This is a genomic window from Neisseria flavescens, from assembly GCF_001618065.1.
Taxonomy (GTDB): domain Bacteria; phylum Pseudomonadota; class Gammaproteobacteria; order Burkholderiales; family Neisseriaceae; genus Neisseria; species Neisseria flavescens_A.
On sequence record NZ_LAEI01000041.1, the window covers coordinates 210,983 to 235,443 of the forward strand.

Consider the following 24,461-nt stretch of genomic DNA (forward strand, 5'->3'; position numbering starts at 1 on the left):
GAATTCAGACGGCCTTTAATGTTAAAATGAAAATATCCCTCACAAAATTGCGAGACAGCTTATGCCTTTATCCATAGACGAACAATTATTGCCGCACCGCAATGCCATCGACAGCATTGATGCGGAAATCCTCCGTTTGCTCAACGAGCGCGCTGGTCATGCGCATGCTATCGGCGAATTGAAAGGGACAGGCGCAGTGTACCGTCCTGAACGGGAAGTGGCCGTTTTGCGCCGGATTCAGGATTTGAACCGCGGCCCTTTGCCGGACGAATCGGTCACCCGGCTGTTTCGCGAGATTATGAGCGAATGTTTGGCGGTAGAGCGTCCGCTGACGATTGCCTATTTGGGCCCGAAGGGGACATTTACCCAGCAAGCCGCCATTAAACATTTCGGCCACGCCGCACACACCATGGCGTGTACCACCATCGACAACTGCTTCAAACAAGTTGAAACGCGCCAAGCCGATTATTTGGTGGCGCCGGTAGAAAATTCGACCGAAGGCTCAGTGGGGCGCACTTTGGACTTGTTGGCTGTAACCGCTTTGAAAGCCTGCGGCGAAGTGGTTGTCCGCATCCATCACAACCTGTTGCGTAAAGACAGCCACGAAATTGGCGGCATTACCAAAGTTTTCGCCCATGCCCAAGCCTTGGCACAATGCAACGACTGGCTTGGCCGCAACCTGCCCAATGCGGAACGTATCGCAGTAGCCAGCAATGCAGAAGCAGCGCGTCTGGTTGCCGAATCTGACAGCCCGAATGTGGCCGCCATTGCCGGACGTATTGCCGCGGAAATTTATCAGTTGAGCTTTGCCGCCGAGTGTATCGAAGACGAACCGAACAACACCACGCGCTTCTTGGTGATGGGTCATCAAGAAACCGGCCGCAGCGGCAACGACAAAACCTCTTTGGTCGTCTCCGCACCCAACCGTGCCGGTGCCGTTACTTCTTTGCTGCAACCTTTCACCGAGTTGGGCATTTCCATGACCAAATTTGAAAGCCGTCCAAGCAAATCGGTTTTGTGGGAATACCTGTTCTTCATTGATATCGAAGGCCATCAAAGCGATGAAAATGTCCAAAAAGCCTTGCAGCTTTTGGGTGAACGCGCTTCCTTCGTGAAAGTTGTCGGCTCTTATCCGACCGTTGTTTTGTAAGGATTATTGGGTATCAAAGGCCGTCTGAAAAGTTTTCAGACGGCCTAAATTATGTTCTCAATAAGTTGCCATTTATGCAACATTATTGGCAGATTAATGTCAGTAAGTTTGCATGATTGGAAATGAACACTCTATAATCCGAACGTTTTTAATATTTTCATGCAAAGAAAGGAGCAAGCCATGACATGCAATACTTCAATCCGCTCAATCACATTCTTTGCAGCCCAAGCGTCGGTCTGACTTTCGGATAACGCTTTTCGCATTCCATGTCGCCCGCTTCGGGCTGCTTTCCCTACGATTATCGGCTAGAAACCAGGCCGTCTGAACATTTCGCAGACGGTGGATACCTATTGTCATCTGTTGACGGTTTCTATCCGTTTTAAAGAAAGCATAAACACATGGGCAATTATCCCCATCATGTTCAAATTATTGCCGATTCAAATACATGGATTGAAGGCAACGCTGTCGCTCAGCTCGAAACCACCGCCCGATTACCGCATATGCTGCGCGTTGCCGGAATGCCGGATTTACACGCAGGGCGCGGTTATCCGGTTGGTGCGGCATTTTTCAGCGACCGTCATTTTTATCCTGCCCTGATTGGGAACGACATCGGTTGCGGTATGGCGTTTTGGCAGACCGATTTGCGTGCAGCCAAACTCAAACCGGCCAAACTCGCCAAACAGCTGGGCAATATCGATATGCCGTTGGACAAAGACGAACAGGTCGATTTATTAGGCGACGCTGTTGATATGCGCCAATTTTCAGACGGCCTTGCCGTAGGCACGATTGGCGGTGGCAACCATTTTGCCGAGTTGCAAACCGTTGATACCGTATATCGCACCGATTTGCTTCCGACAGATTTTGATGAAAACCATCTGCAACTGTTGGTGCATAGCGGTTCGCGAGGATTGGGTCAGCAGATTTTGCAACTCCATATTGCCGCCTTTGGGCATCAAGGTTTGGCGGAAGAGGGCGAAGCGGCGGCAGCCTATCTTGCCGAACACCAAGCAGCCCTGGAATTTGCCAGCCTTAACCGCCGTTTGATTGCAGCCAGAATGCTCGACCGTTGGCGCTCAGAAGGAACATGCCTGCTCGATGTCCATCATAATTTTTTGGAACAAACCGAGATTGACGGCACAACCGGTTGGCTGCACCGAAAAGGCGCAACGCCCACCGATAAAGGCTTGGTCATGATACCCGGCTCGCGCGGCGATTACAGCTATCTGGTCCGACCTGCCGAAGACTGCCAAATTTCGTTGAACACATTGGCTCACGGCGCAGGTCGGAAATGGCAGCGCGGCGAATGTAAAGGCAGGCTGTCGCACAAATATACTGCCGACAGCCTGCGCCAGACCGAATTTGGCAGCGTAGTCGTTTGTCAGGATAAGGCACTGATTTTTGAAGAAGCGCCGCAGGCTTATAAAAGCATCGACAGCGTTATTACTGCCATGAAAAACGCTGGTTTGATTGAATTGGTCGCGCGGTTCAAGCCTGTTTTAACTTATAAAACCGGCGGCGAGTGTGGAGCGTAAAGATGAAACAGAATACACCAGCGATTTATCTACAAATTTCCACCGCGCAAGGGCCCGCAGAGTGCCGTATATTTGCCCGTTTCGTTTTGGGCAAGCTGCTTGCCGAAGCTCAAGCAAAAGGCATTGATGCCGAACTTGTTACCGAAACCTCTGATAAGCACGGTATTTTGTCGGCGACGCTCAAATTGGAAGGGCAGAAAGCCGAAAGTTTGGCGCAAGCTTGGCAGGGAACGCTCCAATGGATATGCCCCAGCCCTATCCGCCCGAAACATCCACGCAAAAATTGGTATATAGGCGTTTTCCGTTTACCCGATATGCCGCAGATGTATGAAATGCCGTCTGAAAACGGAATCGAGTTTCAAACCTGCCGTTCTGGCGGCAAGGGTGGGCAACACGTCAATAAAACCGAAAGTGCCGTCCGCGCTACCCATAAAGAAAGCGGCATTTCTGTGCGGGTTGAGAGCGAACGCAGCCAGCATGCCAATAAAAAATTGGCGGTCATGTTATTGGCGCAAAAGTTGGCGGAGCATCATGCCGGACAGGTAGGAAATTTTGCGCAGGAGCAGCACGCGCAACTCTATCAAGTTGAGCGCGGCAATCCGAAAAGATGATATATTGACCTGTCAATTATTAAAATAAGTTAATTTCTTATGTTTCTGTTTTTAATAGGTATTTAGTTATTGCATTTTCAACGGAAACGACAAGGAACGGCTGTTTTTACAGCCGTTTTGTTTTGTATAAATTCGTTAAACAGTCTGATGTCGCGCTTTATCAAACGGCTTTTTAGTCTTGTGTATATAAAAGGCGATTTTTGCCAATTTCCGCATTAGTGCAACGATGATTATCATCTTAGGCTTTTTTGCCGCTTCTAAATTTCTGACAAGTTGAGGAAATGCATTCATGCGGTAGGCAACAAGAGCAGGCATAAACAAGGCGCGTTTTAATTGTCGGTGTCCGTATCGGCTCAATCTGCCTTTTTTATTGACACTTGTCCCCGATTGTTCAATTTTTGGACTTAAACCGGCAAAGGCTACAAATTTATTCGCTGTTTCAAAATTTTTATCTGTCAGGTGTCTCAGTAGAATCACTGCGGTTTCTTTTCCTATTGCCGGTATGGTTTGAAGGTTTTGATATTCGATATTTAGACTTTCTTTCTGTTTTATCATGCCTTCTATCCGCTTTGATGTCTGATCTATTTTTTCTTCAAGCAGTTCTATGATTGCTTCATGGGTTGATTTTATGTAGATGTCTTTTGCGGTATGCAATCTGTTTTGTGTTTCTTTTTGCTGTTCTTTAAGTTGTTGCAGCAGATTAACCAGCTTATAGAGTATGGGATTTTCAGACGGCCTAAACGGTGTCAGTTTGTCTAAGTGTCGGTTTGCAAATTCAGCGATAAGTTTTGAATCTGCTTTGTCTGTTTTGGTATGGCTAAACTGACTTTTTGCGTATTCTTTTATTTTTAGAGGGTTGATGACGTAGACAGTATAGAGTGCATTCAAATATTCTGCCGCCTGTTCGTAATAAATGCCTGTTGCTTCCATACTTATGGCAATTTTTCTAATTCGTTTTGTTTTTATCCAATTAATCAGATTCTCAAATCCTTCTGTATTGTTGGCTATTTTTATATAGTCTTGTCCTCCTTTGACTGTAATCAAGGTTGCGTCTATGGTATCTTTCGATATGTCCAGCCCTATTACGTTCATTTCATTTTCCTTATTTATTCAGCCTTCAACGGCTATGATGATATTCAATCTTTAAGGTAATTAGACGGTTCGGCATATCTTTTCGTCAGTTTTTAACTCTGGACGTTTTACTGCCTAAACCGTCTAGGCTTTTGTTTTGCGCTTAAACAAAAACCTGTAAACCGTCTTAATTAAAACGATTTACAGGTTTCAATTTAATTTACCCAATATCAAAAAGGCGGGTGTTCCCGCACCCCATTGATATTTATTTAACCGTTGATTCCGCTTAGGCTACATCAACAATTAAATAAATATCTCTTAACTGCCGACCTTTGCACCGTTTTGGAATCCTGTTGTTTCGCCTGCTTCAACATAGCCGTCATACATCAGGTTTTGAGGGCTTTTACCGCCCATTGTAAGCACTTTCCCTTTTTCAGGCTCATAGGCGGTCTGTTGCTGTTGTGCTTCCTGTTGTTCGTCCTTGTATGGGTTAAATGGCAAGCCGTTTTTGACATAGTCTTTGCACATGGCTTTTGTGATTTCTTTCAGCTGTGTGCCCTGGCTTGAGTAACAGGTACATCCGCTTTTGCCGCCATCGACACAGCCAACAGGGTACTCAAATGTTTTGACCTGTCGGACGTTGTTATAAATGGGCTTGCTTTCAGGTTTTTCAGCTAAAACAGGTACAAAATCTTCAGGCTTTAAACTACTATTCATAGTCTGTTGAGGCGGTGTACTATTTTCCGGTGTTGTGACTTCATCCGTTGTATCTGATGAAGTCAATGCCGCTGTCTGTTGTTTTTCCTCTTGGTTAAATCGTTTACTCATTCCATTGATGGTATAAACGGCAAAACCAATTAATAAAGGTAAAAACAAGGCTACAAATATAAGACTTTTTGGGATACGTCTTTTAGGCTTGGTGTGTACTTCAGCAGATTTGTACATTCCGAAAGACTTTTTAGGAACTACAAACGTTCTTTCGATTGCCCTAGCAATATTCACACTGCTATCAGGCTGATCTACACATTCATTCCATTCGTAAAGCTTACGTCCCACTGGCTTAATGGAAACGTGCATATGCCTTTGAACAAGCTTTCTTACGAAACTATCAAGAAAACTTGGATGTTGCGTTATTAACACGATATCTAAACCATGGTGTCGATGTAATGCCAAAGCTTCTATAAATGGAGGTACTTTTGAAGCGGCGGATCTAGTCCCCATTAAACGCTGTGCTTCGTCTATGATGACAAGAGAGCCATAAGGGAGAAAATCTTGAAATGGCTTTTCTTTAATTTGTTCATCTGTAAGTTCTTCATGTTCTATCTTCAATTCAGGAATACCGTTAACAAAGAGAGGGCGTTTTTTCTTTACACCGTCTTTATCAGTAAAATGTGTGTAGCTTTCGTCTGTCATCAGCATATTGACGACAGAGCTAGTTTTTCCGCTACCCGGTACTCCAGTTTGTAAAATAATCATTTAGCTTTTCCCCCTGGAATAAATGACAGTTTGCTAATACTTTGCATGGCAACGTTAAATGCAAATGCACCAAATATCAGGCCTAATGCATGGCCGAAACCTGCCATCATGACAATTTGAAGTATGTCTGATGGCATTGAGTTGAACTGATTTTTTACGTAATCTTTTATAAAACCTAATCCAACTGTAAAACCTGTATAAGTTACAAAACTAATGCCAAGGGCAATAAATACTTTTGCAACAATATAGGTTAATAGTCTTTGTAATATGGCGAAAAACGCAGCTTTCATGCTTTAATCCTTTCTACTTGAAAACATGATATATGCTGCTGCTACCGCAGCGATACCAATCACAAGGAATCGGATCATTTCGGCAAAATTACAAATCATGTCATATTTAAATTCCATGGTTATGCCCAAATAGGTTGCAGTTCTTGGAGCAGGGCAAACACCATTATCGGGTAGGAAGAAATCAGGGCTAAATGTTGTATCGTTATTTGTATGAGGAATTTTGAAAGGTTCTTCTTGTTCCTCTACATCGCCTTTTTCTGAACAAGCTAATATGTCAGGGAAAATATTACAGAGTAACCCTTTGGATTCTTCTTTCTTGTCATCTTTTTTATCTTCTTTTCTTTTGTCTTTATTAGATGGATCATCATCCGGATCAGGTTTATCATCTGGACGTTTATCAGGCTTATCATCGGAATCGGGTTTATCATCCGGCTTTTTATCAGGCTTTCCATCAGGATTAGGCGCAGGATCTGGATCAGGCTTTGTATTGGGTGCTTCAGATCCGCCCGGTGTCAAATCAGGACGCTGTGTTGTTGCAACATTTGCCGTTGTATTGCCATTTGAATCTTGGCCGAAAGTAATGGTAATTTGCACAGGCTTGCCATTTTCGGGAGTGACAGGGCCAATGGTTACTACTGTTCCGGCAGGGACTGATACTTTTTCTTTATATTCAGGTTTGCCTGTGCCTTCTACGAATGGCGTAGGGTTGCTATCTATTGAAGGGGTAGCGATTTGTAGGAATTTTTCTTCTGTCAAAACTTCGCTTCTAAAGCCATGTTTGGGCGCATAATAAAATCTAGTACCTGTACTAATTAAACAAGATACGCCAGGATCGAAAAATTCACAGGTTTTAAAAAAAGCTCCTTTATATGCAGGTGTCTTTTCGATTATATTGGGAAGAATTTTTTGAAATTCGGTAGAAACTTGCATTTCTAATAGATTTCGTGCAGATTTTTGAGAATCTCCACTTTTTTCTAAAGCTTTAATAACAGATGAATCAACCCCTATGCAAGAATCAATATGTGTTCTTGAGTTCGAATAACACAATGAATCATTAAATAATTTATAAAATTCATTACTTTCTTTTTTATATTCATATCCTTCAGAATCTAGTGGTGATTTAACAGCTTGATATGCTTCGTAGGCAAAATATGCAGCAGTACCCCAACCGCTTAAACGTGTTCCTAATGCTGCGCCTCTTTTTACCAAGTTAAATGCGCCTGATAGGACGGCTTTTCGGGATACTTGGGCTTCAAAAATTGTAGGTACGCCAGCGCGCGTTGCACCAGTCGGAACATGTTCTATAGTTTGGCTTATAGTTGTTTTAAACCCATAATGACCTGTATCTGTCTTATACATAGTATTAGGATTTAAATTAACTTTAGACGAATCATATAATGGACGGACAGTTCCATTAGATCCGGGAAATGGAGGGCCAGCTTTCCATTCTGCGTAAGAATTTTTAACTAAAAATGACATCAAAATCAGAATTATCAGTCGAATCAGTTGATTTTGATTGAAATATAATTTTCCCATTTTTAAAAACTTTTCTAATTAAAAGCGAGGAATTATCAGAAAAAGAAATTTCCCAAATATCTTTTTTTATTTCACGATTCCAAAAATGAGAAAAATAAAAAATTAAATCTTCAGTACAATTATTTCTTGAGAACTCTAAAAATTCCTGCTGAGCTATATACGACATTGGGCAATTAAAATATTTTCCGCCTGCTTGATATTTAAAAAGTGCCAATTGGGCTTCTGTAATAAACGGTTTCATAATGCTAACTTTCGTAATGATTGCTGAAAGTTAGATTATATAGCCACGTCATTTAAAAATCATCCAGCCCACTACGACCGGAACAAACACACCAAGATAAAAATAAAAATCCATCATGGTGCTACCTCAATTTCTGCCATATCAACCTGATACCCCAAACTGCTGCCATGATGGCAACTACTGACCAGCCTATATACGAACCGTCTTTCATGCTGTCTATCGGGTTACATTCTGGCAATTCAGCTTTTAAAATCTGTTCCCCATATTTCCAGCCAAACTTTGTAAAATTAAGCTGATAAAGCTTTCCATCATCGCCAATTTTGGGAGGCACTAAACTGAAATAGACGTTTTCGGCATCCTGACGGGTTGCGTAACAATTATTTCCGACTTGGTAGCCCATTATTAAATACTCATGTCAATTAGTATTCAGACGACCTTTAAGGGGTCGTCTGAAACATGCTACAAATTAGCGCAATACGCGGCGGATCAGCTGGATAGCGAAGATTGAAGCGATAATACCCAGTACGATAGCCGCAACGGATAATGCGTCAGTCTTTGCAGTAGCCAAGTCGGTTTTAACGCTTTCAGGTACTTCGGCCCATGCTTGAGTAGCGAAAGCCAAAGGAGCAGCGGCAACAACGGCCAGTTTTGCGCCGTATTTACGGCAAGTGTTCATCAATTTCATGATGTTTTCCTTAACGAAATGTTTAAAAAAATGTGTTTGCGGGCTATGTGAAGGTTTTAGAGACCGCCCGCCGAGCCTCTTAAACTTAATCTTCTTTTGTATAAAAACTGAAAATTAAAAATTCTCCGCCGATTTCTTCAATCGCCGAATTGAAAGCATCTTCATAGCTTTCATATTGACCGGCAGATTTAATGTTAGGCGTGAAACCAATATCGCCGAATGGATCGGGATAGATGAATTCATGATTTTCAAGTTCTTGAACAATAAATTTTTGCTGATACTTACTCATGATTCAGCCTTTCTTAGGCTTTGGGCGTTGCGCCTTTAACTTGGAAATCAAGCAATTTAGGAACAAGGCCTTTACCTGTTGATTCCATGGCAACGGTTACATCAACCGCGCATGGGAATTTGAGATTTTTCAGCTTGTCGAAATTATGGCTATCGCCAAATTTCATGCTTGCTGCGGTAAAACCTACGGCATTGCCGTTTGCCGGCATTGGGCTGGCTACCAAAACTGTGCAAGAATCGATTTTGTTACCGTCGATTTCGCCTTTAAATTGTTTTGCTCCCAAGAGGGTTGCTGAATATGTGATTACTTGGCTTTGCTCAAACATTTTGAATTTCCTTTACTTGTTTAAAAAATTTGAAATAATTTTCTCTTCGAGTTCGATGTCTTTAATGTGTGTTTTTCCCTGTCTTGTGGGAATGCGGTTTCTTTCTCATCAAGCAAATCATCAAGTAATGTTTGCATGTTCAAATCATCAATTGCTTTTTGCTCTTCGTGTATATACTGAATCTTTTGTGTCTGATCTCTACAGTCGTATTGTTCAGGTTGTAAACCTTTGGGATAACCTTCAATGCCTTTTACAAGTTCATCGACAATTTTTGTATCATCCCAGCCTATATCGCGGAGGAAATTAACCATTTTTCCAACCTGATTACGCGCATGGAACAGTTTATGATCGAAAGATAAATTTACTGTTTCTGTCTTGGCATCCATCCGCTTGGCTTCTGTTTTGAATATCGCCGTACATATCGGATAAGCACCGCCAAGATACGAACCGGAATAAAGCAAAACATCTAAGGGAATTTCTATATCGCCTGCCCGAAATTCAGTTTCAAACCTGACCCATGGACTGTTGACATCGCCAAATTGTTTTCCTTTCTCATAAACGCGAGTGAATTTTGAATTGCCGCGTTTACCTACATAAAAGGTTTTGCCGCTACCATCATCATTGCGCCATGCAGTACCTCTACATTCGCTTTTTGGCCTCATGTTATGAACGTCAAAATGACCGTTATCATGATCAAGTAATGCCTGATCGGGTGTGTATTCGCCGTTAAAGAAATCATGGGCGACGTCAACACGGGTAATTTTTGGACGTATGCACTTACTTAAAAACTCATACAGTCGGTTTTCCCAACCGGGTATAGCAGCCTGACAACCTGTACCATTCAATTCAACCAACATTGTTTCACGCTGACCGCCGTAATGAACCTTGCCATATTCGACGTTATCCGGACCAAGTTGGTAACAGCTTTTATAGAAAAACTTGCCTTTAAACGGTAGTTTTTGGGTAATGCCAAAACCTAAAATTTCTTCTAAAAGCTCGCTATACTTCACAACAAATTCTGTATCTGAAACCAATCCTTTGCCTGTTACTTTCGGTAAACTGTCTTCGTGAATCGTGAAAGTGATTTGGTCAATAAATGCGCCGTCATCCCTGCCACGTCTTAAAGGTATTTCGATGAATTTGCCTTTTCCATCGGATACGAAATGGCTGAAATATTCAAACTCAAAGTCTTGGTTATCCGATTTTTCCGCACCCTTCGGATTAGGGGTTTTATTTTGCTCCCCCCCTATTAGCCTAGGGGGGCAGCCTTCGGCGGTTGTCGCAGCCTTGCCGTCCGCTGGCGCGGCCGCCATGTCTGCGCCTACCGCCACGGCTTTATATTCCAAGGCTTTCACGGTTGCATTCCTTATCCATCAATTCTTTTACAAACAATCTGCCGCATTCATACGCTTCGTTTTCGGTTTTTTGTTTCAAAGTCGGATTGCGGATAGGGAAACAAACTGTTTTGATGCATTGGGATTCGTTGTCTTTATCCCTGAACACTTTCAAGATGTATGCTTTCGGGAAAGATAAGGGTTCGGGATTGACGGTATAGAAAATAAACATGATTAAGCCCCTTCACTGGCTAGAGTTAAGGGGCTTTACAAGAATTAAGAATATGCGCCCCTGATGGAACGCAATATATAAGGACGTTTGTCGGAGCTATTTTTAAGGAGAAGTAATTTATCTGCCGGATAAACAGGCATTTAAAACATAAACCAAAGGCCGTCTGAAAACGTTCAGACGGCCTTTTATCGTTTTATCTAGCGTTCGCTCAACGCTTGTTTCATACGAGTAATCGGTTTGATCAGGTATTGGAAGATGGTTTTTTCACCGGTTTTGATGTCCACCGTTGCAACCATGCCCGGAATAATCGGCATAGGTTTGCCGTTTTTGTCTTTCAGGGAGTTGTTTTCGGTTTGGACGAGAACACGGTAATAGACTTGGTTCGGGTCGAGTTTCAGGTCGTTGGCACGGTTTTGCATGGAGTTGCTGACGGTATCGGCACCAACGAGGGTAACTTTGCCTTCCAAACCGCCGTAGATGGAGTAGTCGTAGGCGCTGACTTTAACCAATGCAGGTTGGCCTGCGCGGATAAAGGCGATGTCTTGCGGACGGATATAGGCTTCGACCAGCAGTTTGTCGTCAACCGGGACGATTTGCATGATGTCTTCGCCTGCGTTCACAACGCCGCCGATGGTGGTGACTTTTATGCCTTTGACGATGCCGCGCATAGGCGCGCGGATTTGCGAGCGTTCAACCGGGTCGGCACGCATGGCAACGTTTTCTTTGGATTGCGCCAGCTCAGATTCGGCTTGCAAGAGTTCGTTGTTGGCATCGGCTTTGTAGCGGTTGCGGCGTTCGGAGATTTGGGTGGCCAAATCTGCAGAATCACGGCGCATTCTTAAAAGTTCGACTTCGGAAACCACGCCTTCGGCAACCATAGGTGCGGTAATGGCGATTTCGCGGTCAAGCGCGGCCTTGCTTTGGGAGAGGCCGCTGACGGCGTCGGTCATGGCTTGACGGCGTGCTTTGTAGGCGGCGATTTCGCGACGGCGAAGCTCAGGGCCCACGCTGTCAGGGAAGGAGAGCTTGGTGCCGTAGGCCTCGGCTTTAAGTCGGGCAACGGTGGCTTCGAGGTTTTCGACTTTGGCTTCGCTTTCTCGTAAAACGGCGGAGCTGCGCGTGTCGTCGAGTTTCATCAGAATCTGATCTTTCTCGACCATGTCGCCTTCTTTAACCATGATTTCGGTTACGATGCCGGGGTCGAGGCTTTGGATGACTTGCTCACGGCTGCTGGGAATGATATTGCCGTTGCCGCGGGTCACTTCTTCGACAGGACTGTTGTATGCCCAGACGACGAAGACAACCAGGAAAAGGAAGAATAGGATGATGACCCAAAATTGGCCGCTGTGTTTTTCTTTTTGAAGGGCGGCATTGAGGTCGTTGATGAGGTGTAGGTCTTTGGATTTGACGTTGTTTTCGCGGCTCATAATCGTGTATCTTTATTGTGTTTGGTGGATTTTAACCATTAGGGCAGGCCGTCTGAAAGAGTAAGTAGGTTTCAGACGGCCTTTTGCTTTATTGTGCTGCTGATTGAGGGGCGGCGGCAGCTTGTTGTTGCTGCTGTTTGACTGCAGCAGCTTGTTGCTGTTGTTGTTTGACGTTGGCTGCTTTGGCCTGTTCGTTTTGCATGAGTTTTTGCAATACCAAGTCACGCGGGCCGTCCATCACGACTTTACCATTGTCCATCACAATGATGCGGTTGACGATTTGCAGCACTTGCGGACGGTGCGTCACCAAAAGCATGGTGCGGTTGCGGCCCCATTGTGCAATGGCATTGAGCGCCATACGCTCAGTGGCTTGGTCCAGGCTGGTGGTCGGCTCGTCCAGCAAGACGACTTTCGGGTTGCGCAAGGTCATGCGCGCCAAGGCGATGATTTGTTTTTGACCGCCGGACAAGCCCAAACCGTCTTCACCCAGAGGCATATCCAAACCACGCGGATGGTTGCGGATGATTTTGTCGAGGCCGAAGCGGTTGAGCGCAGTCAGTAAGTCTTGGTCGGTAGAGTAACTGCCGGTACGCGCCAAGTCCATATTTTCACGTAATGTACCAAGGAACAGGCGTGGCGATTGGCTTAACAGCAGAACTTGATCGCGCAGGAAGTTGGGATCCAGCTGGCGCATATCGACGCCGTCAAGGGTAACGTTGCCTTTTTCAGTGTCGTACAGACCGCTGGCCAGTTTGAGCATGGTACTTTTACCGCTGCCGATACGGCCCAAAATACCGACTTTTTCGCCCGGTTTGATGGTTAGGCGCAAATCTTCGACGGCGCTGTTGTTGTCGGCTTGATATTTGAACGATACGTTTTCAAAGGTAATACTGCCTTGAACATTGTCCAAAGTAATGTATTTGCGTTCCGGATTGCGCTCTATAGGGCGGGTAACGATGTCGTTTACGCCTTTGAGGGCAAGTTTGGCCTGTTGGAAGCGGGTGGCCAAACCGGCGATTTGTGCCAATGGCGCCAAGGCGCGGCCGGACAGAATCACGGAGGCAATCAATGCACCCATGGTGATGCGTTCTGCATGGTTGTCGGCGTGAATCAAATAGGTACCGACAACGACCAAGAAGACGGTATTGAGCTGCTGCATAGCAACGGCGAAGTTGACCATGAAGTTGCTGGTGTCTTTGACTTTGATGGAAGAAGCGGAAGTTTTGGCGGTGTATTCATCCCAACGTTGTTGCGCCCAAGATGTGGCGTTGTTGGTTTTCAGGGTTTCGATGCCTTCGATGGCTTCAACGGCAAGGCCGGAGCGTTGCGAACCTTCTTTCATCGATTCGTTGATGTGGCGAGAGAGCGGGCGTTGTACGACAAAACCGACAATCACGACAATCGGAATGATGGTCAGGGGAACAAGTGCCAGTTTGCCGCCGACCATGGAAATCACGAAGATAAACAGCAACAGGAAAGGCAAGTCGACAATAGTCAACAAGCTGGCACTGGTCATAAACTCGCGCACGGCTTCAAATTCGCGCAGGTTGCTGGCGTATGAACCGGAAGAAGCTGGACGGTCTGCCAGACGTAATGCCATCACGCGGCGGAACAGGGCGGAGCTGATGATCAGGTCGGCTTTTTTGCCGGCAATATCGGTCAAATGACCGCGAATCATCTTGGCGGCAAACTCAAACAAAATTGCCAAGACCACGCCGATGCTCAAAACCCACAAGGTTTCATAGGCTTGGTTGGGAATCACGCGGTCGTACACGTTCATCACATACAGGGAGCTGACGAGTGCAAGGAAGTTGATGATGATGGTGGCCAAGATGACTTGGTAGTAGTAGCTGCGGAAACGCCAAATGACTTTCCAAAACCATGCTTTGGGCAAATGGTATTCAGGCAGCTCCGAGCGCATATCGGTAGCCATTTTTGGTTTGATAAACCAGCAGTAGCCCAAATACAGGCCGGAGAGCTGCTCATGACTGAGTTCTTGTTCCAAACCGTCAACCTGGCGGATATGGTATTTGCGCTCTTGTCCTGAGCCTTCGATTTGGGTGATGACCGCAGCTTCTTCGTTGTGCAGGATAATCATGACCGGCACGGCAAGCGAGGGGATGTCTTCCAGATTGCGTTTGGATAAGGTGTTTTCAAAGCCGTGGCTGCGCAGGACTTCGACCAGCGAGTGATAGTTGACCTTGAGCTTTTTGTCGCGCACGACTTCGGCGGACAAAGCGGCTTCGGATACGGGCGCACCCAAAAGGCGGGTCACTAAAACAATGTGTTCAATGATGGCTTTCATATTTTTTCGCGTAATGTTTTTGGTTTAACCGGCGGATATGGCTTTATTTTTGTGCCAAACCGACCCAGGCGGAGATCTTGGCCTGGGTATTTAAATAGTCGAGCGCCGCATCGCGGAAATCGTTGCGGGCGGCAACATAATCCTGCTCGATGGAGGATAACTCGCTGTATGCGCTCAAAACGTCGGTCAGCGTACGTCGGGCGATTTTAAACTGCAATTCGTACACTTTGATGACTTCTTTTTGGGCGGCAATGTGTTGCGCCGTCAGCGCGGTACGCTGTTCGCTTTCCTGCATATCGATGGCGGATGTTTGAATGCGTTCGTTCATGTCGCGCAGGATTTGTTCGGACTTGGCTTCTGCGGCAATCAATGATTTGGCATTGCGTTCTACATTGTGTCGTGCAGCAATATCCAACACATTCCATGCAACGTTTAAATAAAGCTGTCTGGTGTTACGCGTTGCACTGCCTTCTAAATTAAGGGCAGGCAGGCGTTCGGCTTTGGAAGCGTCCAAATCGGCACGGACGCTGTCGCGCTCGGCCAATTGCGCCTGATAGGACGGATTGTTGTTGCGGTTGGGGTTGTTGAAGCGTTCGCTGATGGATTTCGCCGTGTCGTTTTTAAACGGATCTTCCAAATCGTTGGCAGTCAGCTGGCGCGAGGTATAGCGGGACAGGCGGCTCAGTGCCAAATCCATGGTGCGGCGTTGTTGGGCGATGATGTTTGCCACTTGCAGTTGGCGCGCGCGCGCTTCAATCAGTTCGGAACGGCGGCCGGCATCATATTTGACGATGGTATCCAAGTCTTTTAAGAGGTTGTTGTGGCGCGCCAAAGTCTGCTCGTTGAGGAGCAGGGTTTCTTTTGCACGCAATGCGCTCAGGTAGAGGCGGCCAATATCGCTGCCCAGCTGCTCTTGGCTTTCGGTGTATTTGTGTTGATAGTATTCTTCGCGGCTGCGGTCGCGGCGGACGGCGGCTTCAATCGCACCCCATGAGTAAATGTTCACGCTGCCGCGCACACCGATACCGTCATCCATATCGTTGCTGTTGTATTTATTGTGTTGCGCCAGCACTTTCGTGCCGGTCAGGGTAACGACAGGATAATGGCGCGCACGCGTGGCTTTGGTTGTGCTTTGCGCTGCTTCTTGAGTGGCTTTGGCTTCACGCACAATCGGGTCGTTGATTAAAGCGTCCCTGAGGATGTCTTGCAGGCTGTATGCAGAGGCCGTCTGAAACGGCAGCAGACAGCAGGCGACGACAATGGCCGATGACAATAAACGGGGCTTTGTGGGGGAAGAATAAATATGCGACATGATTTTTAACCAAATAATTTATATATTATCGTTGTCCGTATCGGGTATCACCTGAGGCATGACCGGGCGAATTTTGAACGAGAACACATACATTTACAAAGCATAGAGCATTTTTTCCAGCTTTTCACAATATTCTGATAAAAGGTCAAGATACATGCCTTAAAGTATATTATTGCAGAGCGCGACTATCGTATCTAATGATTTTAATGTAAAAAATCTATCAAAAAGGCCGTCTGAAAGGATTTCAGACGGCCTTTTTCAACCTTAATCCTTACGCTGCAATACAGCGGCAAAGAAGCCGTCGGTTTGGTGTTCTCCGGAGTTGAGACGCAGGTATTTTCCGGTATCCAAATCAACCTTCAGGCTTTGCAGCAGTTCGGCGCAGTTGACGAGTTCAAATTCGGGATGTTCGGACAGGAAACGTTCGACTTGCAGCTCGTTTTCTTCCGGTAACACGCTGCAGGTGGCGTACACCAAGCGGCCTTGCGGTTTTACCAGTTTGGAGGCGGCATCGAGGATGCTGTGTTGCTGTTTCAAAAGGTTAGCCACGGTCTCGGCGGATTGGCGGTATTTGAGGTCGGGATTGCGGCGTAAAGTACCCAAACCGGAGCAGGGCGCGTCCACCAACACGCGGTCGGCTTTGCCTGCCAGTCGGGCGATACGGGCATCGTGTTCGCTGCTGATACGTTCGGGGTGGATGTTGGTCAGTCCGGCGCGGGTCATGCGCGGTTTGAGGTTGGCAAGGCGTTTTTCGGCAATGTCGAAGGCGTAGATTCTGCCTTTATTGGCCATTTGCGCACCGACAGCCAAGGTTTTACCGCCGGCGCCGGCACAGAAATCGACAATGATTTCGCCACGTTTTGCGCCTACCAATAAGGCAAGCAGCTGGCTGCCTTCGTCTTGGACTTCCAGCGTGCCGTCCAAAAACAGCTCATGTTTGTTAAGCGCGATTTTGTTTTTCAGGCGGATGCCCCAAGGTGAATAAGGCGTTGCCTCTGCATCGGCACTTTCGGCTTGCAACAGCGGCAGCACTTTATCTCGTTTGCCTTTCAAGGTATTGACGCGGATGTCGAGCGGGGCAGGTTGGTTGATGCTGCGGCCGAAGGCGAGGATTTCTTCTTCGCTCCAATGCTGTTGCAGTTGTTCCACCAGCCATTGCGGCAATTCTGCGGCGGTATTCAGGCCGTCTGAAAACTCGGTTTTGCGGGCTTTCAAATTGCCGAGAAACTCTGTTTCTTCTTCATCAAGCAGGTCTTTGATTTGGCTGATATTGGTGCTTCTGCCGAGAACCAGTGCGGCAAGTGCGGCTTTGCGCGGCTGCGCGTGCGGACGGCGCAGGGCGGTACTGATTTTTTGATAGTGTCGCAGCGCGGCAAAGGCGGTTTCGGCAATTTCGTGGCGGTCTTGGCGGCCGAGCTTTTTGTGTTCGCGGAAATAGGCGGAGAGGACGGCATCGGAAGGCTGTTTGAAAGTCAGCATTTCAGCCAAAACTTTGGCGGTATGGTCGAGTTGTGCGGCGTTCATAATGTAATGGGTTCTCTTAAAGTTGGTAAATGGTTTCAGACGGCCTTCATGATGCGTTCGATTTCGTGCCAAAAGCCGTCCGGCCGTAATTCCAAAACGGCAATCAAGCCTTGGTCGATACGGCGGATTTCGGTTTCGTTCAATGTTTCGGTTTCGGCAACACGCGCAGGCGCGAGGTAGGCCATGCGGTCGAGCAGGTGATAGCGCGATTCTTGGCGTTCAAACCCATATTCCGCCCAATCTTGAATATAGATGCCGCGCCAGCCGTATGGATTAAGTGGCGGCTCAAAAGCATGGAAACCTTGCGGAAAAAAGCTGATGCCGCGCACGATGGAAGCAGGAAGCAGATTTTCCGGCAGGCCTTGTGCGGTTAAGGCTGCTTTGCCTTGCGGCGTATGCAGCAGCTGGGATTGCTGCACCAGTTTGGCAACTTTGTCCGTCAGCGTGTCTTTAGTGTTGAGGCCGCGTAGGTTTTGCACTTGGTCTCCGCCGTAGTATTTACACGCCAGCTCGATATGGTAGGGCTGTTGGTTGAGGGAAGCGACAAAATCTGCTGCGCCTAAGGTTTGGCCGTCTGAAAAAACGGGCAGATTGTATGCGTGCAGTTCGGCGTGTGGCGCGTTGGCAAACCAAAATGCCAGCAGCTCTTCGGCATAAATGCCGAGACGATGGCTGAATGGGGCGCGTTGGGCAAGGTAATCCGTCAGCGGCGAGGGATCGGCATCCAATGCCAAAAGGTAGCGGAAACCGTGTTCCCCCAATAGTTCGCGCACGCTCAATTCGTAGCCGCTTTGCCACAAAGGCGGCGCAGTCAGCAGCGAGGCGAGGTCGCGGACGGGTTGGCTGGTGAGTTTCCACCATAATGCGTCTAGGGCGTAATTCATGCTTATCCGAATATCAGTCATGCCGTCTGAAAAGCTGGAAACGTTTTCAGACGGCCTTAATTAGTCTTTTTTATGGATACGGTGGCTGACGGTATTGAAAAAACCGCGCAGGATATCGATGTCTTCGGTTTGCGTGTTGGCGCGTCCGAACAGGCTCTGCATACGGCGCATCAGGCGCTCGCCGTTGCGGCGGTTGAAAAAGCCGATGTCGTTCATCACGCTTTCCATGTGGGCAACCATGCCTTTGATTTGCTCGTGGGTCGCGGCGTGGTCTTCCTGTTGCAGATGGGTCATGGGCGAATCGGTTTGACTGAAGATTTCGTAGCACACGACCTGCACGGCTTGGGCGAGGTTGAGCGAGAAATAGTCGGGATTGCCGTTGATGGTCATCAGTCGGTTGCAGGCCTGGACTTCTTCGATGCTCAAGCCGAAAGTTTCGTTACCGAAGACCAGTGCCACTTTCTCGCCGCGGTTGGCGGCCTGCAGTAATTCGGGCACCAAATCGCGCGGGGTTTGCAGCGGCGCGGTGATTTCGCGGCGGCGGCTGGTCAGGGCGCAGGCGATGGTGGTGTCGGCAAGGGCTTCGTCCAAAGAAGCGGCAATGGTGGCATTTTCCAAAACGTCTGCCGCACCGGATGCGAGGATGAAACTTTCTTCCGGTAATTTAAACGATTGCGGATGCTCCGGATCAAATACGGGAGGATTTTCCGTCATCGGCGTTGCCATCAGATTGGGGGCGACGATGGTCAGTTTGTGCAGGCCCATCGTTTTCATGGCGCGCGCGGCGGAGCCGATATTGGCAGGATGGCTGGTGCGCGTGAGGATGATGCGGATGTTGTCCAGATAAGCGGGCAGGGCGGGTTTTTCGGAAGTCATGTTTTGTTTTCTGTTTGTACGGGAATCAGGTATAATGCGCCATCTTTTGTTTTCAGTACGGCCTTTTTTCATGCCGTCTGAAATGTTCTTTAACAGCATCGGAAACGATTAACAGCCTCTTGTGTGCCTTGTTCGGCGCATTAGGGCGTATTTTACCTGAATTAGGAAGAAAACCATGAATCCGTTTTAAATACCGCTTTCAAAGCCGCCCGTAAAGCAGGGCAAATGATGATTCGCGCCGCCGGCAATCTGGATGCCGTCAAAGTAGACAGCAAAGCATTCAACGACTTCGTTTCCGATGTTGACCGCAGCTCCGAAATGATTTTGGTGGAAGCGCTTAAAGAAGCCTATCCGCATCACAAAATCACTTGCGAAGAAGGCGGCTCCCACGGTAAAGCCACCGCCGAGTACGAATGGATTATCGACCCGCTCGACGGCACAACCAACTTCCTCCACGGCCATCCTCAATACGCTATCTCTATCGCACTCCTGCACAAAGGCGTGTTGCAAGAAGCTTTGGTGTACGCACCTGAGCGCAACGACGTGTACATGGCTTCCCGCGGCAAAGGTGCGTTGCTCAACGACCGCCGCATCCGCGTTTCCAACCGCATTGAATTGAACCGCTGCCTGATCGGTACCGGTTTCCCTGTCGTCGATCAAAGCATGATGGACAAGTATCTGGCGATTTTGAAAGATTTCTTGGCAAAAACCGCCGGCGGCCGTCGTGAAGGCGCGGCTTCTTTGGATTTGTGTGCCGTTGCGGCCGGTCGTTTGGACGGTTTCTTCGAGTTCAACCTCAAACCTTGGGATATTGCCGCTGGTGCATTGATTGTCCAAGAAGCAGGCGGCATCGTTACCGATATGTCCGGTAATGAAGGCTGGTTGGAAAGCGGCGACATCGTTGCGGCCAATCCTAAGGTATTGGCGCAAATGCTGAAAATTATTTCTGACCATCAATAAGCGTTTGTAGGGAACGGTCTGTATTTATCATGGCAGGCCGGATTTTCAATAATCGGTAAAAGGCCGTCTGAAACCTGAAATAGGGTTTCAGACGGCCTTTTGTTTTGTTGTTAACGGATTCGGATAAAAGCTGAAAATATGGCTTTTAAAGGAGGCGTTTTTAATTTTGTCTGTATTTTCTATTGCTTCGCAGTTATGATGTGGATACGTTTGGCTGAAATAATGCCGCATGCAATCATAAAAATAGAAAGCAGAGGAGAATAATGAAACGAGATTTTGAAGCAGTAAAACGCATTGTCATTAAGATTGGAACCAGTTCTTTGGTGTTGCCAAACGGCAAAATCAATTTGGCAAAAATCGACCAACTGGCCTTTGTCATTTCCAGCTTGGTCAGTAAGGACAAAGAAATTGTGCTGGTGTCTTCCGGTGCGATGGGCTTCGGGCTGAATGTCCTCAATATGGAAAAACGTCCGGCAGAAATGGCGCAGCAGCAGGCTGTTTCCAGCGTCGGCCAAGTGGCCATGATGAGCCTTTACTCGCAGATTTTTTCCCATTATCGGATGACGGTATCGCAAATCCTGCTGACGCGTGATGTGGTCGAATATCCGGAAAGTTTGGCAAACGTTACCAATGCTTTTGAATCCCTGCTTTCCATCGGCGTCATCCCTATTGTCAATGAGAACGATGCGGTCAGCGTGGACGAGATGGACCATGCGACCAAATTTGGCGATAACGACCGTTTGTCGGCAGTCGTGGCGAAAATCGTTAAAGCCGATTTGCTGATTATGTTGTCCGATATCGACGGTTTGTTTGATAAAAATCCGGCTGTTCACGCCGATGCCAAGCTGCGCAGCCATGTTGCCGATATTACCGAGGAAATTATTGCTTCTGCCGGCGGATCGGGCAGTAAATTTGGTACGGGCGGCATGCTCAGTAAGATTAAGAGCGCGCAGATGATGTTTGAACATCACAGCCAGATGGTGTTGATGAACAGCGCCAATCCGCGCGATATCCTTCAGGTTTTAGATGGCGCGCCTATCGGAACGTGGTTTGCACAAGAGAAATAGGGAGGTTTGATGAGCTATATCGAACAGATGGGCAAGAATGCCCAAAAAGCCAGTAAAACGTTAATCAGCTTGGGAAGCGTGGAAAAAAACAATCTGCTGCGTCAGGTTGCAAAGGATTTGGTTGAACAGGCTGAGATGATTTTGGCGGAAAATGCCCGCGATTTGGTCGCTGCAAAAGAAAACGGCATTTCGGACATTATGCTCGACAGGCTGCGCTTGAATCATGAACGCATCAAAGGCATTGCGGAAGGTGTTGAGCAGGTTGCCGATTTGCAGGACCCGATTGGGCAGGTTGTCCGCGGTTATACCAATCTGGACGGCTTGAAGATTGTTCAAAAACGCGTGCCTTTGGGCGTGGTTGCCATGATTTTTGAAAGCCGCCCGAATGTTTCGGTCGATGCGTTCTCTCTGGCCTTTAAAACCGGCAATGCCATTATTTTGCGCGGTGGTCGTGATGCCATCCATTCCAATACTGCATTGATTGCCGTCATCAGGCAGACTTTGGTAAAAGCGGGAATGGATGCCGATGTGGTGCAGCTGGTTGAAGATACCAGTCATGCCGCTGCCGAGGAATTGATGCAGGCGGTTGATTATATTGATGTGCTGATTCCACGCGGCGGTGCGCGCTTGATTCAGACGGTGAAAGAGAAATCGAAAGTTCCCGTCATTGAAACCGGAGTCGGTAATTGCCATATTTATGTAGATGACAGTGCCGATTTGGAGATGGCGGTCGATATCGTCGTGAATGCCAAAACGCAGCGCCCAAGCGTGTGTAATGCCGCTGAATCTTTGGTTGTTCATGAAAAGATAGCGGAAGCGTTTTTGCCCAAACTGGAAGAAGCCGTTGCCAAAGTGCATCCGGTCGAATTTAGAGTCGATCAGGAAGCACTGCGTATGTTTAAAAATGCTGTTTTGGCAACCGAGGAAGATTACAGTACCGAGTTTCTTGACTATATTATGTCGGTCAAGACAGCGAAATCCGTGGAAGAAGCCGTCGATTGGATTAACGGCCACACGACGCATCACTCGGAAGCGATTGTGACCCAAAGCATTGCCCATGCCGAGTATTTCCAAGAAAGCATTGATGCGGCGGCGGTTTATGTCAATGCGTCCACTCGGTTCACCGACGGCTTTGTTTTCGGATTGGGCGCGGAAATCGGTATTTCTACTCAAAAAATGCACGCCCGTGGCCCGATGGGTTTGGAAGCGCTGACTTCGACCAAATTCTATATCAATGGCAACGGTCAGATCCGACGTTGAGAAACGCCCCCAATTCCATCAATTTGCGTATAATGGCGGGAAATTTGATTTTCCCCGAACAACCGATTTAGTAAAAGGAATACACATGTCCTCTATCCACGATCAAATCAAAGAAGTCGTAACCACCCACCGCGTCGTATTGTTCATGAAAGGCACGAAGCAATTCCCGCAATGTGGCTTCTCTTCCCGTGCCGTACAAATCCTGAATGCGGCAGGTTGCACCGACTATGTGACTGTCAACGTATTGGAAAACGATGCCGTACGCCAAGGCATTAAAGAATACAGCGACTGGCCGACTATTCCTCAACTGTACGTCAACGGCGAATTTGTTGGCGGTTCTGACATTTTGATGGAAATGTACGAAGCCGGCGAACTGCAAGAATTGTTGAAAGCTTAATCATCTACAATATTCCGTAATGTAAAATTGTTGACAAAGTCCGTCTGAAACCCTGATTCAGACGGCCTTTCGCATGAATACGCACTTTGCGCGCCATGCGAAAAAAAGTATAATCCCCCTCCATCAACGCAATTCGGAAAATCAACATGAACGTTACCGTTATCAACCACCCTTTAGTCCGCCACAAACTCACGCTGATGCGTGAAGCGGATTGCAGCACTTACAAATTCCGCACGCTTACCACCGAGTTGGCACGTCTGATGGCATATGAGGCCAGCCGTGATTTTGAAATTGAAAAATACATTATTGACGGCTGGTGCGGCTCTATTGAAGGCGACCGCATCAAAGGCAAAACGCTGACCGTCGTCCCGATTTTGCGTGCCGGTTTGGGTATGCTCGACGGCGTACTCGACCTGATTCCGACTGCCAAAATCAGCGTTGTCGGCTTGCAGCGCGATGAAGAAACTTTGAAACCGGTTTCTTACTTTGAGAAATTCGTTGACAGCATGGACGAGCGTCCTGCACTGATTATTGACCCGATGTTGGCGACCGGCGGCTCTATGGTTGCCACCATCGACCTTTTGAAAGCCAAAGGTTGCAGCAATATCAAAGCATTGGTATTGGTTGCCGCTCCGGAAGGCGTGAAAGCTGTCAATGACGCGCATCCTGATGTAACCATCTACACTGCCGCGCTCGACAGCCACTTGAATGAACACGGCTACATCATCCCAGGCTTGGGCGATGCCGGTGATAAGATTTTCGGTACACGTTAATTGAAATGTTTAAGGCCGTCTGAAAAGTGTCAAACCTAAACTTTCAGACGGCCTTGTTATATGGTTTGCTTTAAAACCCACATCAGAAAGGACAATCATGAGCTTCCAAGATAATCTGGCCACCATGCCTGCCATCGACCATTTGATCGGCTTGGATATTCTCGATAAAGAGGGCAATGCGGTTCATCACATTCCCAATGCGCCAGGCAAACAAGGCTCGCTCAAGCTTTACCATGCTTTGGCGCAAGAGTTTGACGGTAAACTTGACGCAGCGGCGGCAGAACGCGGCATGGCATGGTTTGCCGAACATGTTGCTGATGCCGAAGCCAATCCGGGCAAACATCCGAATATTGATTTGCTGTTTAAAGTGAAAGCTGACAATATCGGCCTGACTTTGAAACCCTTGGCTGCTTAATGAATACAAAAAAGGCCGTCTGAAAATTATTTTCAGACGGCCTTCTTATATGCTTAAAGCCTTAAGCGATAGAAGCTTCAACGAATGCAGTCAGTTGACCTTTAGCCAATGCGCCGACTTTAGTTGCAACGTTTTCGCCGTTTTTGAACACCATCAGGGTAGGGATGCCGCGAACGCCGAATTTGGCAGGAGTGGCTTCATTGTCGTCGATGTTGATTTTAACGACTTTCAGACGGCCTTGGAATTCGGATGCGATGTCGTCCAAGATTGGGGCAATCATTTTGCAAGGGCCGCACCATGGTGCCCAAAAGTCCAGCAATACAGGTACGTCGGATTTCAAAACGTCTTGTTCGAAGCTGGCATCGCTGGCGTGGATAATCAATTCGCTGCTCATGTTTGTTTCCTTTTAAATCGGGATTAATGAATACGTTGTTCAGAATAGTGGCAGACAGGGAAAATTTCAAGTGCCGCCGCCCGGTAATAGTTTTT

25 protein-coding genes and 2 pseudogenes are annotated in these 24,461 nt (G+C 47.3%); 9 read left to right on the forward strand and 18 right to left on the reverse strand.

What is annotated here, in order from left to right; genetic code table 11:
* The first annotated feature begins 61 nt into the window (after positions 1-61).
* From pheA to prfH, 3 genes are all read left to right on the forward strand, one after another.
* Positions 62-1,150 carry a prephenate dehydratase gene (gene pheA / locus TW89_RS06345; protein ID WP_049323519.1) on the forward strand — a complete coding sequence of 363 codons (1,089 nt, stop codon included), beginning with the start codon at positions 62-64 and terminating at the stop codon, positions 1,148-1,150.
* A 398-nt stretch (positions 1,151-1,548) separates the two neighbouring features.
* Positions 1,549-2,682, forward strand: a complete 1,134-nt coding sequence (locus tag TW89_RS06350) for an RNA ligase RtcB family protein (RefSeq protein WP_128580893.1) — start codon at positions 1,549-1,551, stop codon at positions 2,680-2,682.
* 2 nt (positions 2,683-2,684) lie between these two features.
* Positions 2,685-3,293, forward strand: coding sequence for a peptide chain release factor H (gene prfH / locus TW89_RS06355; protein ID WP_128580894.1), 609 nt, complete (start codon positions 2,685-2,687; stop codon positions 3,291-3,293).
* Positions 3,294-3,428: 135 nt separating this feature from the next.
* Here the strand turns inward: prfH and TW89_RS06360 are convergent, their stop codons facing one another.
* The 17 genes and pseudogenes from TW89_RS06360 to TW89_RS06440 all read right to left on the reverse strand — a co-directional run bounded on the left by TW89_RS06360 (position 3,429) and on the right by TW89_RS06440 (position 19,100).
* The gene (locus tag TW89_RS06360) at positions 3,429-4,385 is read right to left on the reverse strand and encodes an IS110 family transposase (RefSeq protein ID WP_128580895.1); all 957 of its coding nucleotides are present in this window, start codon (positions 4,383-4,385) and stop codon (positions 3,429-3,431) included.
* A 297-nt stretch (positions 4,386-4,682) separates the two neighbouring features.
* Positions 4,683-5,840 (reverse strand): zonular occludens toxin family protein, encoded by a 1,158-nt coding sequence (locus tag TW89_RS06365; protein WP_128580896.1) that lies wholly within the window; start codon positions 5,838-5,840, stop codon positions 4,683-4,685.
* A complete protein-coding gene (locus TW89_RS06370) occupies positions 5,837-6,130 on the reverse strand; it encodes a DUF2523 domain-containing protein (RefSeq protein ID WP_049337051.1) in 294 nt (97 codons plus the stop codon). The genes TW89_RS06365 and TW89_RS06370 overlap by 4 nt, the downstream gene beginning before the upstream one ends.
* A 3-nt stretch (positions 6,131-6,133) precedes the next feature.
* Positions 6,134-7,666 (reverse strand): IgG-binding virulence factor TspB family protein, encoded by a 1,533-nt coding sequence (locus TW89_RS06375; RefSeq protein ID WP_128580897.1) that lies wholly within the window; start codon positions 7,664-7,666, stop codon positions 6,134-6,136.
* Entirely contained in the window at positions 7,593-7,907 is a 315-nt protein-coding gene (locus TW89_RS06380; RefSeq protein ID WP_108700221.1) for a DUF1132 family protein, read from the reverse strand. Before TW89_RS06380 ends, TW89_RS06375 begins: the two co-directional genes overlap by 74 nt.
* Before the next feature lie 121 nt (positions 7,908-8,028).
* Positions 8,029-8,307, reverse strand: a complete 279-nt coding sequence (locus TW89_RS06385) for a hypothetical protein (protein ID WP_036472918.1) — start codon at positions 8,305-8,307, stop codon at positions 8,029-8,031.
* A 66-nt stretch (positions 8,308-8,373) separates the two neighbouring features.
* Positions 8,374-8,592: a major capsid protein gene (locus TW89_RS06390; RefSeq protein WP_070836707.1), complete on the reverse strand. Its 219-nt coding sequence runs from the start codon at positions 8,590-8,592 to the stop codon at positions 8,374-8,376.
* 85 nt (positions 8,593-8,677) lie between these two features.
* Positions 8,678-8,881, reverse strand: coding sequence for a hypothetical protein (locus tag TW89_RS06395; RefSeq protein WP_063075624.1), 204 nt, complete (start codon positions 8,879-8,881; stop codon positions 8,678-8,680).
* Between the two features lie 13 nt (positions 8,882-8,894).
* Positions 8,895-9,206, reverse strand: coding sequence for a hypothetical protein (locus TW89_RS06400; RefSeq protein WP_128580898.1), 312 nt, complete (start codon positions 9,204-9,206; stop codon positions 8,895-8,897).
* A 12-nt stretch (positions 9,207-9,218) separates the two neighbouring features.
* Positions 9,219-10,519, reverse strand: a pseudogene (locus TW89_RS06405) (replication initiation factor domain-containing protein).
* 22 nt (positions 10,520-10,541) lie between these two features.
* Positions 10,542-10,772, reverse strand: a complete 231-nt coding sequence (locus tag TW89_RS06410; protein WP_108700225.1) for a hypothetical protein — start codon at positions 10,770-10,772, stop codon at positions 10,542-10,544.
* Between the two features lie 197 nt (positions 10,773-10,969).
* Positions 10,970-12,199, reverse strand: a complete 1,230-nt coding sequence (locus tag TW89_RS06415) for an HlyD family type I secretion periplasmic adaptor subunit (RefSeq protein WP_070607767.1) — start codon at positions 12,197-12,199, stop codon at positions 10,970-10,972.
* 88 nt (positions 12,200-12,287) lie between these two features.
* Positions 12,288-14,504 (reverse strand): type I secretion system permease/ATPase, encoded by a 2,217-nt coding sequence (locus tag TW89_RS06420; protein ID WP_128580900.1) that lies wholly within the window; start codon positions 14,502-14,504, stop codon positions 12,288-12,290.
* Between the two features lie 43 nt (positions 14,505-14,547).
* The gene (locus TW89_RS06425; protein WP_128580901.1) at positions 14,548-15,777 is read right to left on the reverse strand and encodes a TolC family protein; all 1,230 of its coding nucleotides are present in this window, start codon (positions 15,775-15,777) and stop codon (positions 14,548-14,550) included.
* Positions 15,778-16,080: 303 nt separating this feature from the next.
* Entirely contained in the window at positions 16,081-17,340 is a 1,260-nt protein-coding gene (locus TW89_RS06430) for an RsmB/NOP family class I SAM-dependent RNA methyltransferase (RefSeq protein ID WP_128580918.1), read from the reverse strand.
* Between the two features lie 35 nt (positions 17,341-17,375).
* Positions 17,376-18,245, reverse strand: a complete 870-nt coding sequence (locus TW89_RS06435) for a DUF1853 family protein (RefSeq protein ID WP_128580902.1) — start codon at positions 18,243-18,245, stop codon at positions 17,376-17,378.
* Positions 18,246-18,284: 39 nt separating this feature from the next.
* Positions 18,285-19,100: an RNA methyltransferase gene (locus TW89_RS06440; protein WP_049335615.1), complete on the reverse strand. Its 816-nt coding sequence runs from the start codon at positions 19,098-19,100 to the stop codon at positions 18,285-18,287.
* 175 nt (positions 19,101-19,275) lie between these two features.
* Between TW89_RS06440 and TW89_RS06445 the strand changes: the two are divergent.
* The 6 genes and pseudogenes from TW89_RS06445 to TW89_RS06470 all read left to right on the forward strand — a co-directional run bounded on the left by TW89_RS06445 (position 19,276) and on the right by TW89_RS06470 (position 23,972).
* Positions 19,276-20,060 (forward strand): annotated as a pseudogene (locus TW89_RS06445) (inositol monophosphatase family protein).
* 263 nt (positions 20,061-20,323) lie between these two features.
* Positions 20,324-21,127, forward strand: coding sequence for a glutamate 5-kinase (gene proB / locus TW89_RS06450; RefSeq protein ID WP_107697020.1), 804 nt, complete (start codon positions 20,324-20,326; stop codon positions 21,125-21,127).
* Between the two features lie 9 nt (positions 21,128-21,136).
* The gene (locus tag TW89_RS06455; protein WP_128580903.1) at positions 21,137-22,387 is read left to right on the forward strand and encodes a glutamate-5-semialdehyde dehydrogenase; all 1,251 of its coding nucleotides are present in this window, start codon (positions 21,137-21,139) and stop codon (positions 22,385-22,387) included.
* 85 nt (positions 22,388-22,472) lie between these two features.
* Positions 22,473-22,784 (forward strand): Grx4 family monothiol glutaredoxin, encoded by a 312-nt coding sequence (grxD, locus tag TW89_RS06460; protein WP_003681608.1) that lies wholly within the window; start codon positions 22,473-22,475, stop codon positions 22,782-22,784.
* A 146-nt stretch (positions 22,785-22,930) separates the two neighbouring features.
* Positions 22,931-23,557, forward strand: a complete 627-nt coding sequence (upp, locus tag TW89_RS06465; RefSeq protein WP_107768795.1) for a uracil phosphoribosyltransferase — start codon at positions 22,931-22,933, stop codon at positions 23,555-23,557.
* A 97-nt stretch (positions 23,558-23,654) separates the two neighbouring features.
* Positions 23,655-23,972: a DUF2322 family protein gene (locus TW89_RS06470; protein ID WP_128580904.1), complete on the forward strand. Its 318-nt coding sequence runs from the start codon at positions 23,655-23,657 to the stop codon at positions 23,970-23,972.
* Positions 23,973-24,033: 61 nt separating this feature from the next.
* Here TW89_RS06470 and trxA read toward each other — a convergent pair whose 3' ends face one another.
* Entirely contained in the window at positions 24,034-24,366 is a 333-nt protein-coding gene (trxA, locus tag TW89_RS06475) for a thioredoxin TrxA (RefSeq protein WP_003681479.1), read from the reverse strand.
* Between the last annotated feature and the right edge of the window lie 95 nt (positions 24,367-24,461).

Bases quoted from the DNA above. Each gene is read 5' to 3' on its own strand.
- TW89_RS06370 (WP_049337051.1), bottom strand. From the start codon at position 6,130: ATGAAAGCTGCGTTTTTCGCCATATTACAAAGACTATTAACCTATATT.
- TW89_RS06350 (WP_128580893.1), top strand. From the start codon at position 1,549: ATGGGCAATTATCCCCATCATGTTCAAATTATTGCCGATTCAAATACA.
- TW89_RS06380 (WP_108700221.1), bottom strand. From the start codon at position 7,907: ATGAAACCGTTTATTACAGAAGCCCAATTGGCACTTTTTAAATATCAA.
- TW89_RS06430 (WP_128580918.1), bottom strand. From the start codon at position 17,340: ATGAACGCCGCACAACTCGACCATACCGCCAAAGTTTTGGCTGAAATG.
- TW89_RS06415 (WP_070607767.1), bottom strand. From the start codon at position 12,199: ATGAGCCGCGAAAACAACGTCAAATCCAAAGACCTACACCTCATCAAC.
- TW89_RS06455 (WP_128580903.1), top strand. From the start codon at position 21,137: ATGAGCTATATCGAACAGATGGGCAAGAATGCCCAAAAAGCCAGTAAA.
- TW89_RS06410 (WP_108700225.1), bottom strand. From the start codon at position 10,772: ATGTTTATTTTCTATACCGTCAATCCCGAACCCTTATCTTTCCCGAAA.
- TW89_RS06470 (WP_128580904.1), top strand. From the start codon at position 23,655: ATGAGCTTCCAAGATAATCTGGCCACCATGCCTGCCATCGACCATTTG.
- TW89_RS06390 (WP_070836707.1), bottom strand. From the start codon at position 8,592: ATGAAATTGATGAACACTTGCCGTAAATACGGCGCAAAACTGGCCGTT.
- grxD (WP_003681608.1), top strand. From the start codon at position 22,473: ATGTCCTCTATCCACGATCAAATCAAAGAAGTCGTAACCACCCACCGC.
- trxA (WP_003681479.1), bottom strand. From the start codon at position 24,366: ATGAGCAGCGAATTGATTATCCACGCCAGCGATGCCAGCTTCGAACAA.
- TW89_RS06420 (WP_128580900.1), bottom strand. From the start codon at position 14,504: ATGAAAGCCATCATTGAACACATTGTTTTAGTGACCCGCCTTTTGGGT.
- TW89_RS06385 (WP_036472918.1), bottom strand. From the start codon at position 8,307: ATGGGCTACCAAGTCGGAAATAATTGTTACGCAACCCGTCAGGATGCC.
- TW89_RS06365 (WP_128580896.1), bottom strand. From the start codon at position 5,840: ATGATTATTTTACAAACTGGAGTACCGGGTAGCGGAAAAACTAGCTCT.
- upp (WP_107768795.1), top strand. From the start codon at position 22,931: ATGAACGTTACCGTTATCAACCACCCTTTAGTCCGCCACAAACTCACG.
- TW89_RS06375 (WP_128580897.1), bottom strand. From the start codon at position 7,666: ATGGGAAAATTATATTTCAATCAAAATCAACTGATTCGACTGATAATT.
- TW89_RS06400 (WP_128580898.1), bottom strand. From the start codon at position 9,206: ATGTTTGAGCAAAGCCAAGTAATCACATATTCAGCAACCCTCTTGGGA.
- pheA (WP_049323519.1), top strand. From the start codon at position 62: ATGCCTTTATCCATAGACGAACAATTATTGCCGCACCGCAATGCCATC.
- TW89_RS06395 (WP_063075624.1), bottom strand. From the start codon at position 8,881: ATGAGTAAGTATCAGCAAAAATTTATTGTTCAAGAACTTGAAAATCAT.
- TW89_RS06360 (WP_128580895.1), bottom strand. From the start codon at position 4,385: ATGAACGTAATAGGGCTGGACATATCGAAAGATACCATAGACGCAACC.
- TW89_RS06440 (WP_049335615.1), bottom strand. From the start codon at position 19,100: ATGACTTCCGAAAAACCCGCCCTGCCCGCTTATCTGGACAACATCCGC.
- proB (WP_107697020.1), top strand. From the start codon at position 20,324: ATGAAACGAGATTTTGAAGCAGTAAAACGCATTGTCATTAAGATTGGA.
- TW89_RS06435 (WP_128580902.1), bottom strand. From the start codon at position 18,245: ATGACTGATATTCGGATAAGCATGAATTACGCCCTAGACGCATTATGG.
- prfH (WP_128580894.1), top strand. From the start codon at position 2,685: ATGAAACAGAATACACCAGCGATTTATCTACAAATTTCCACCGCGCAA.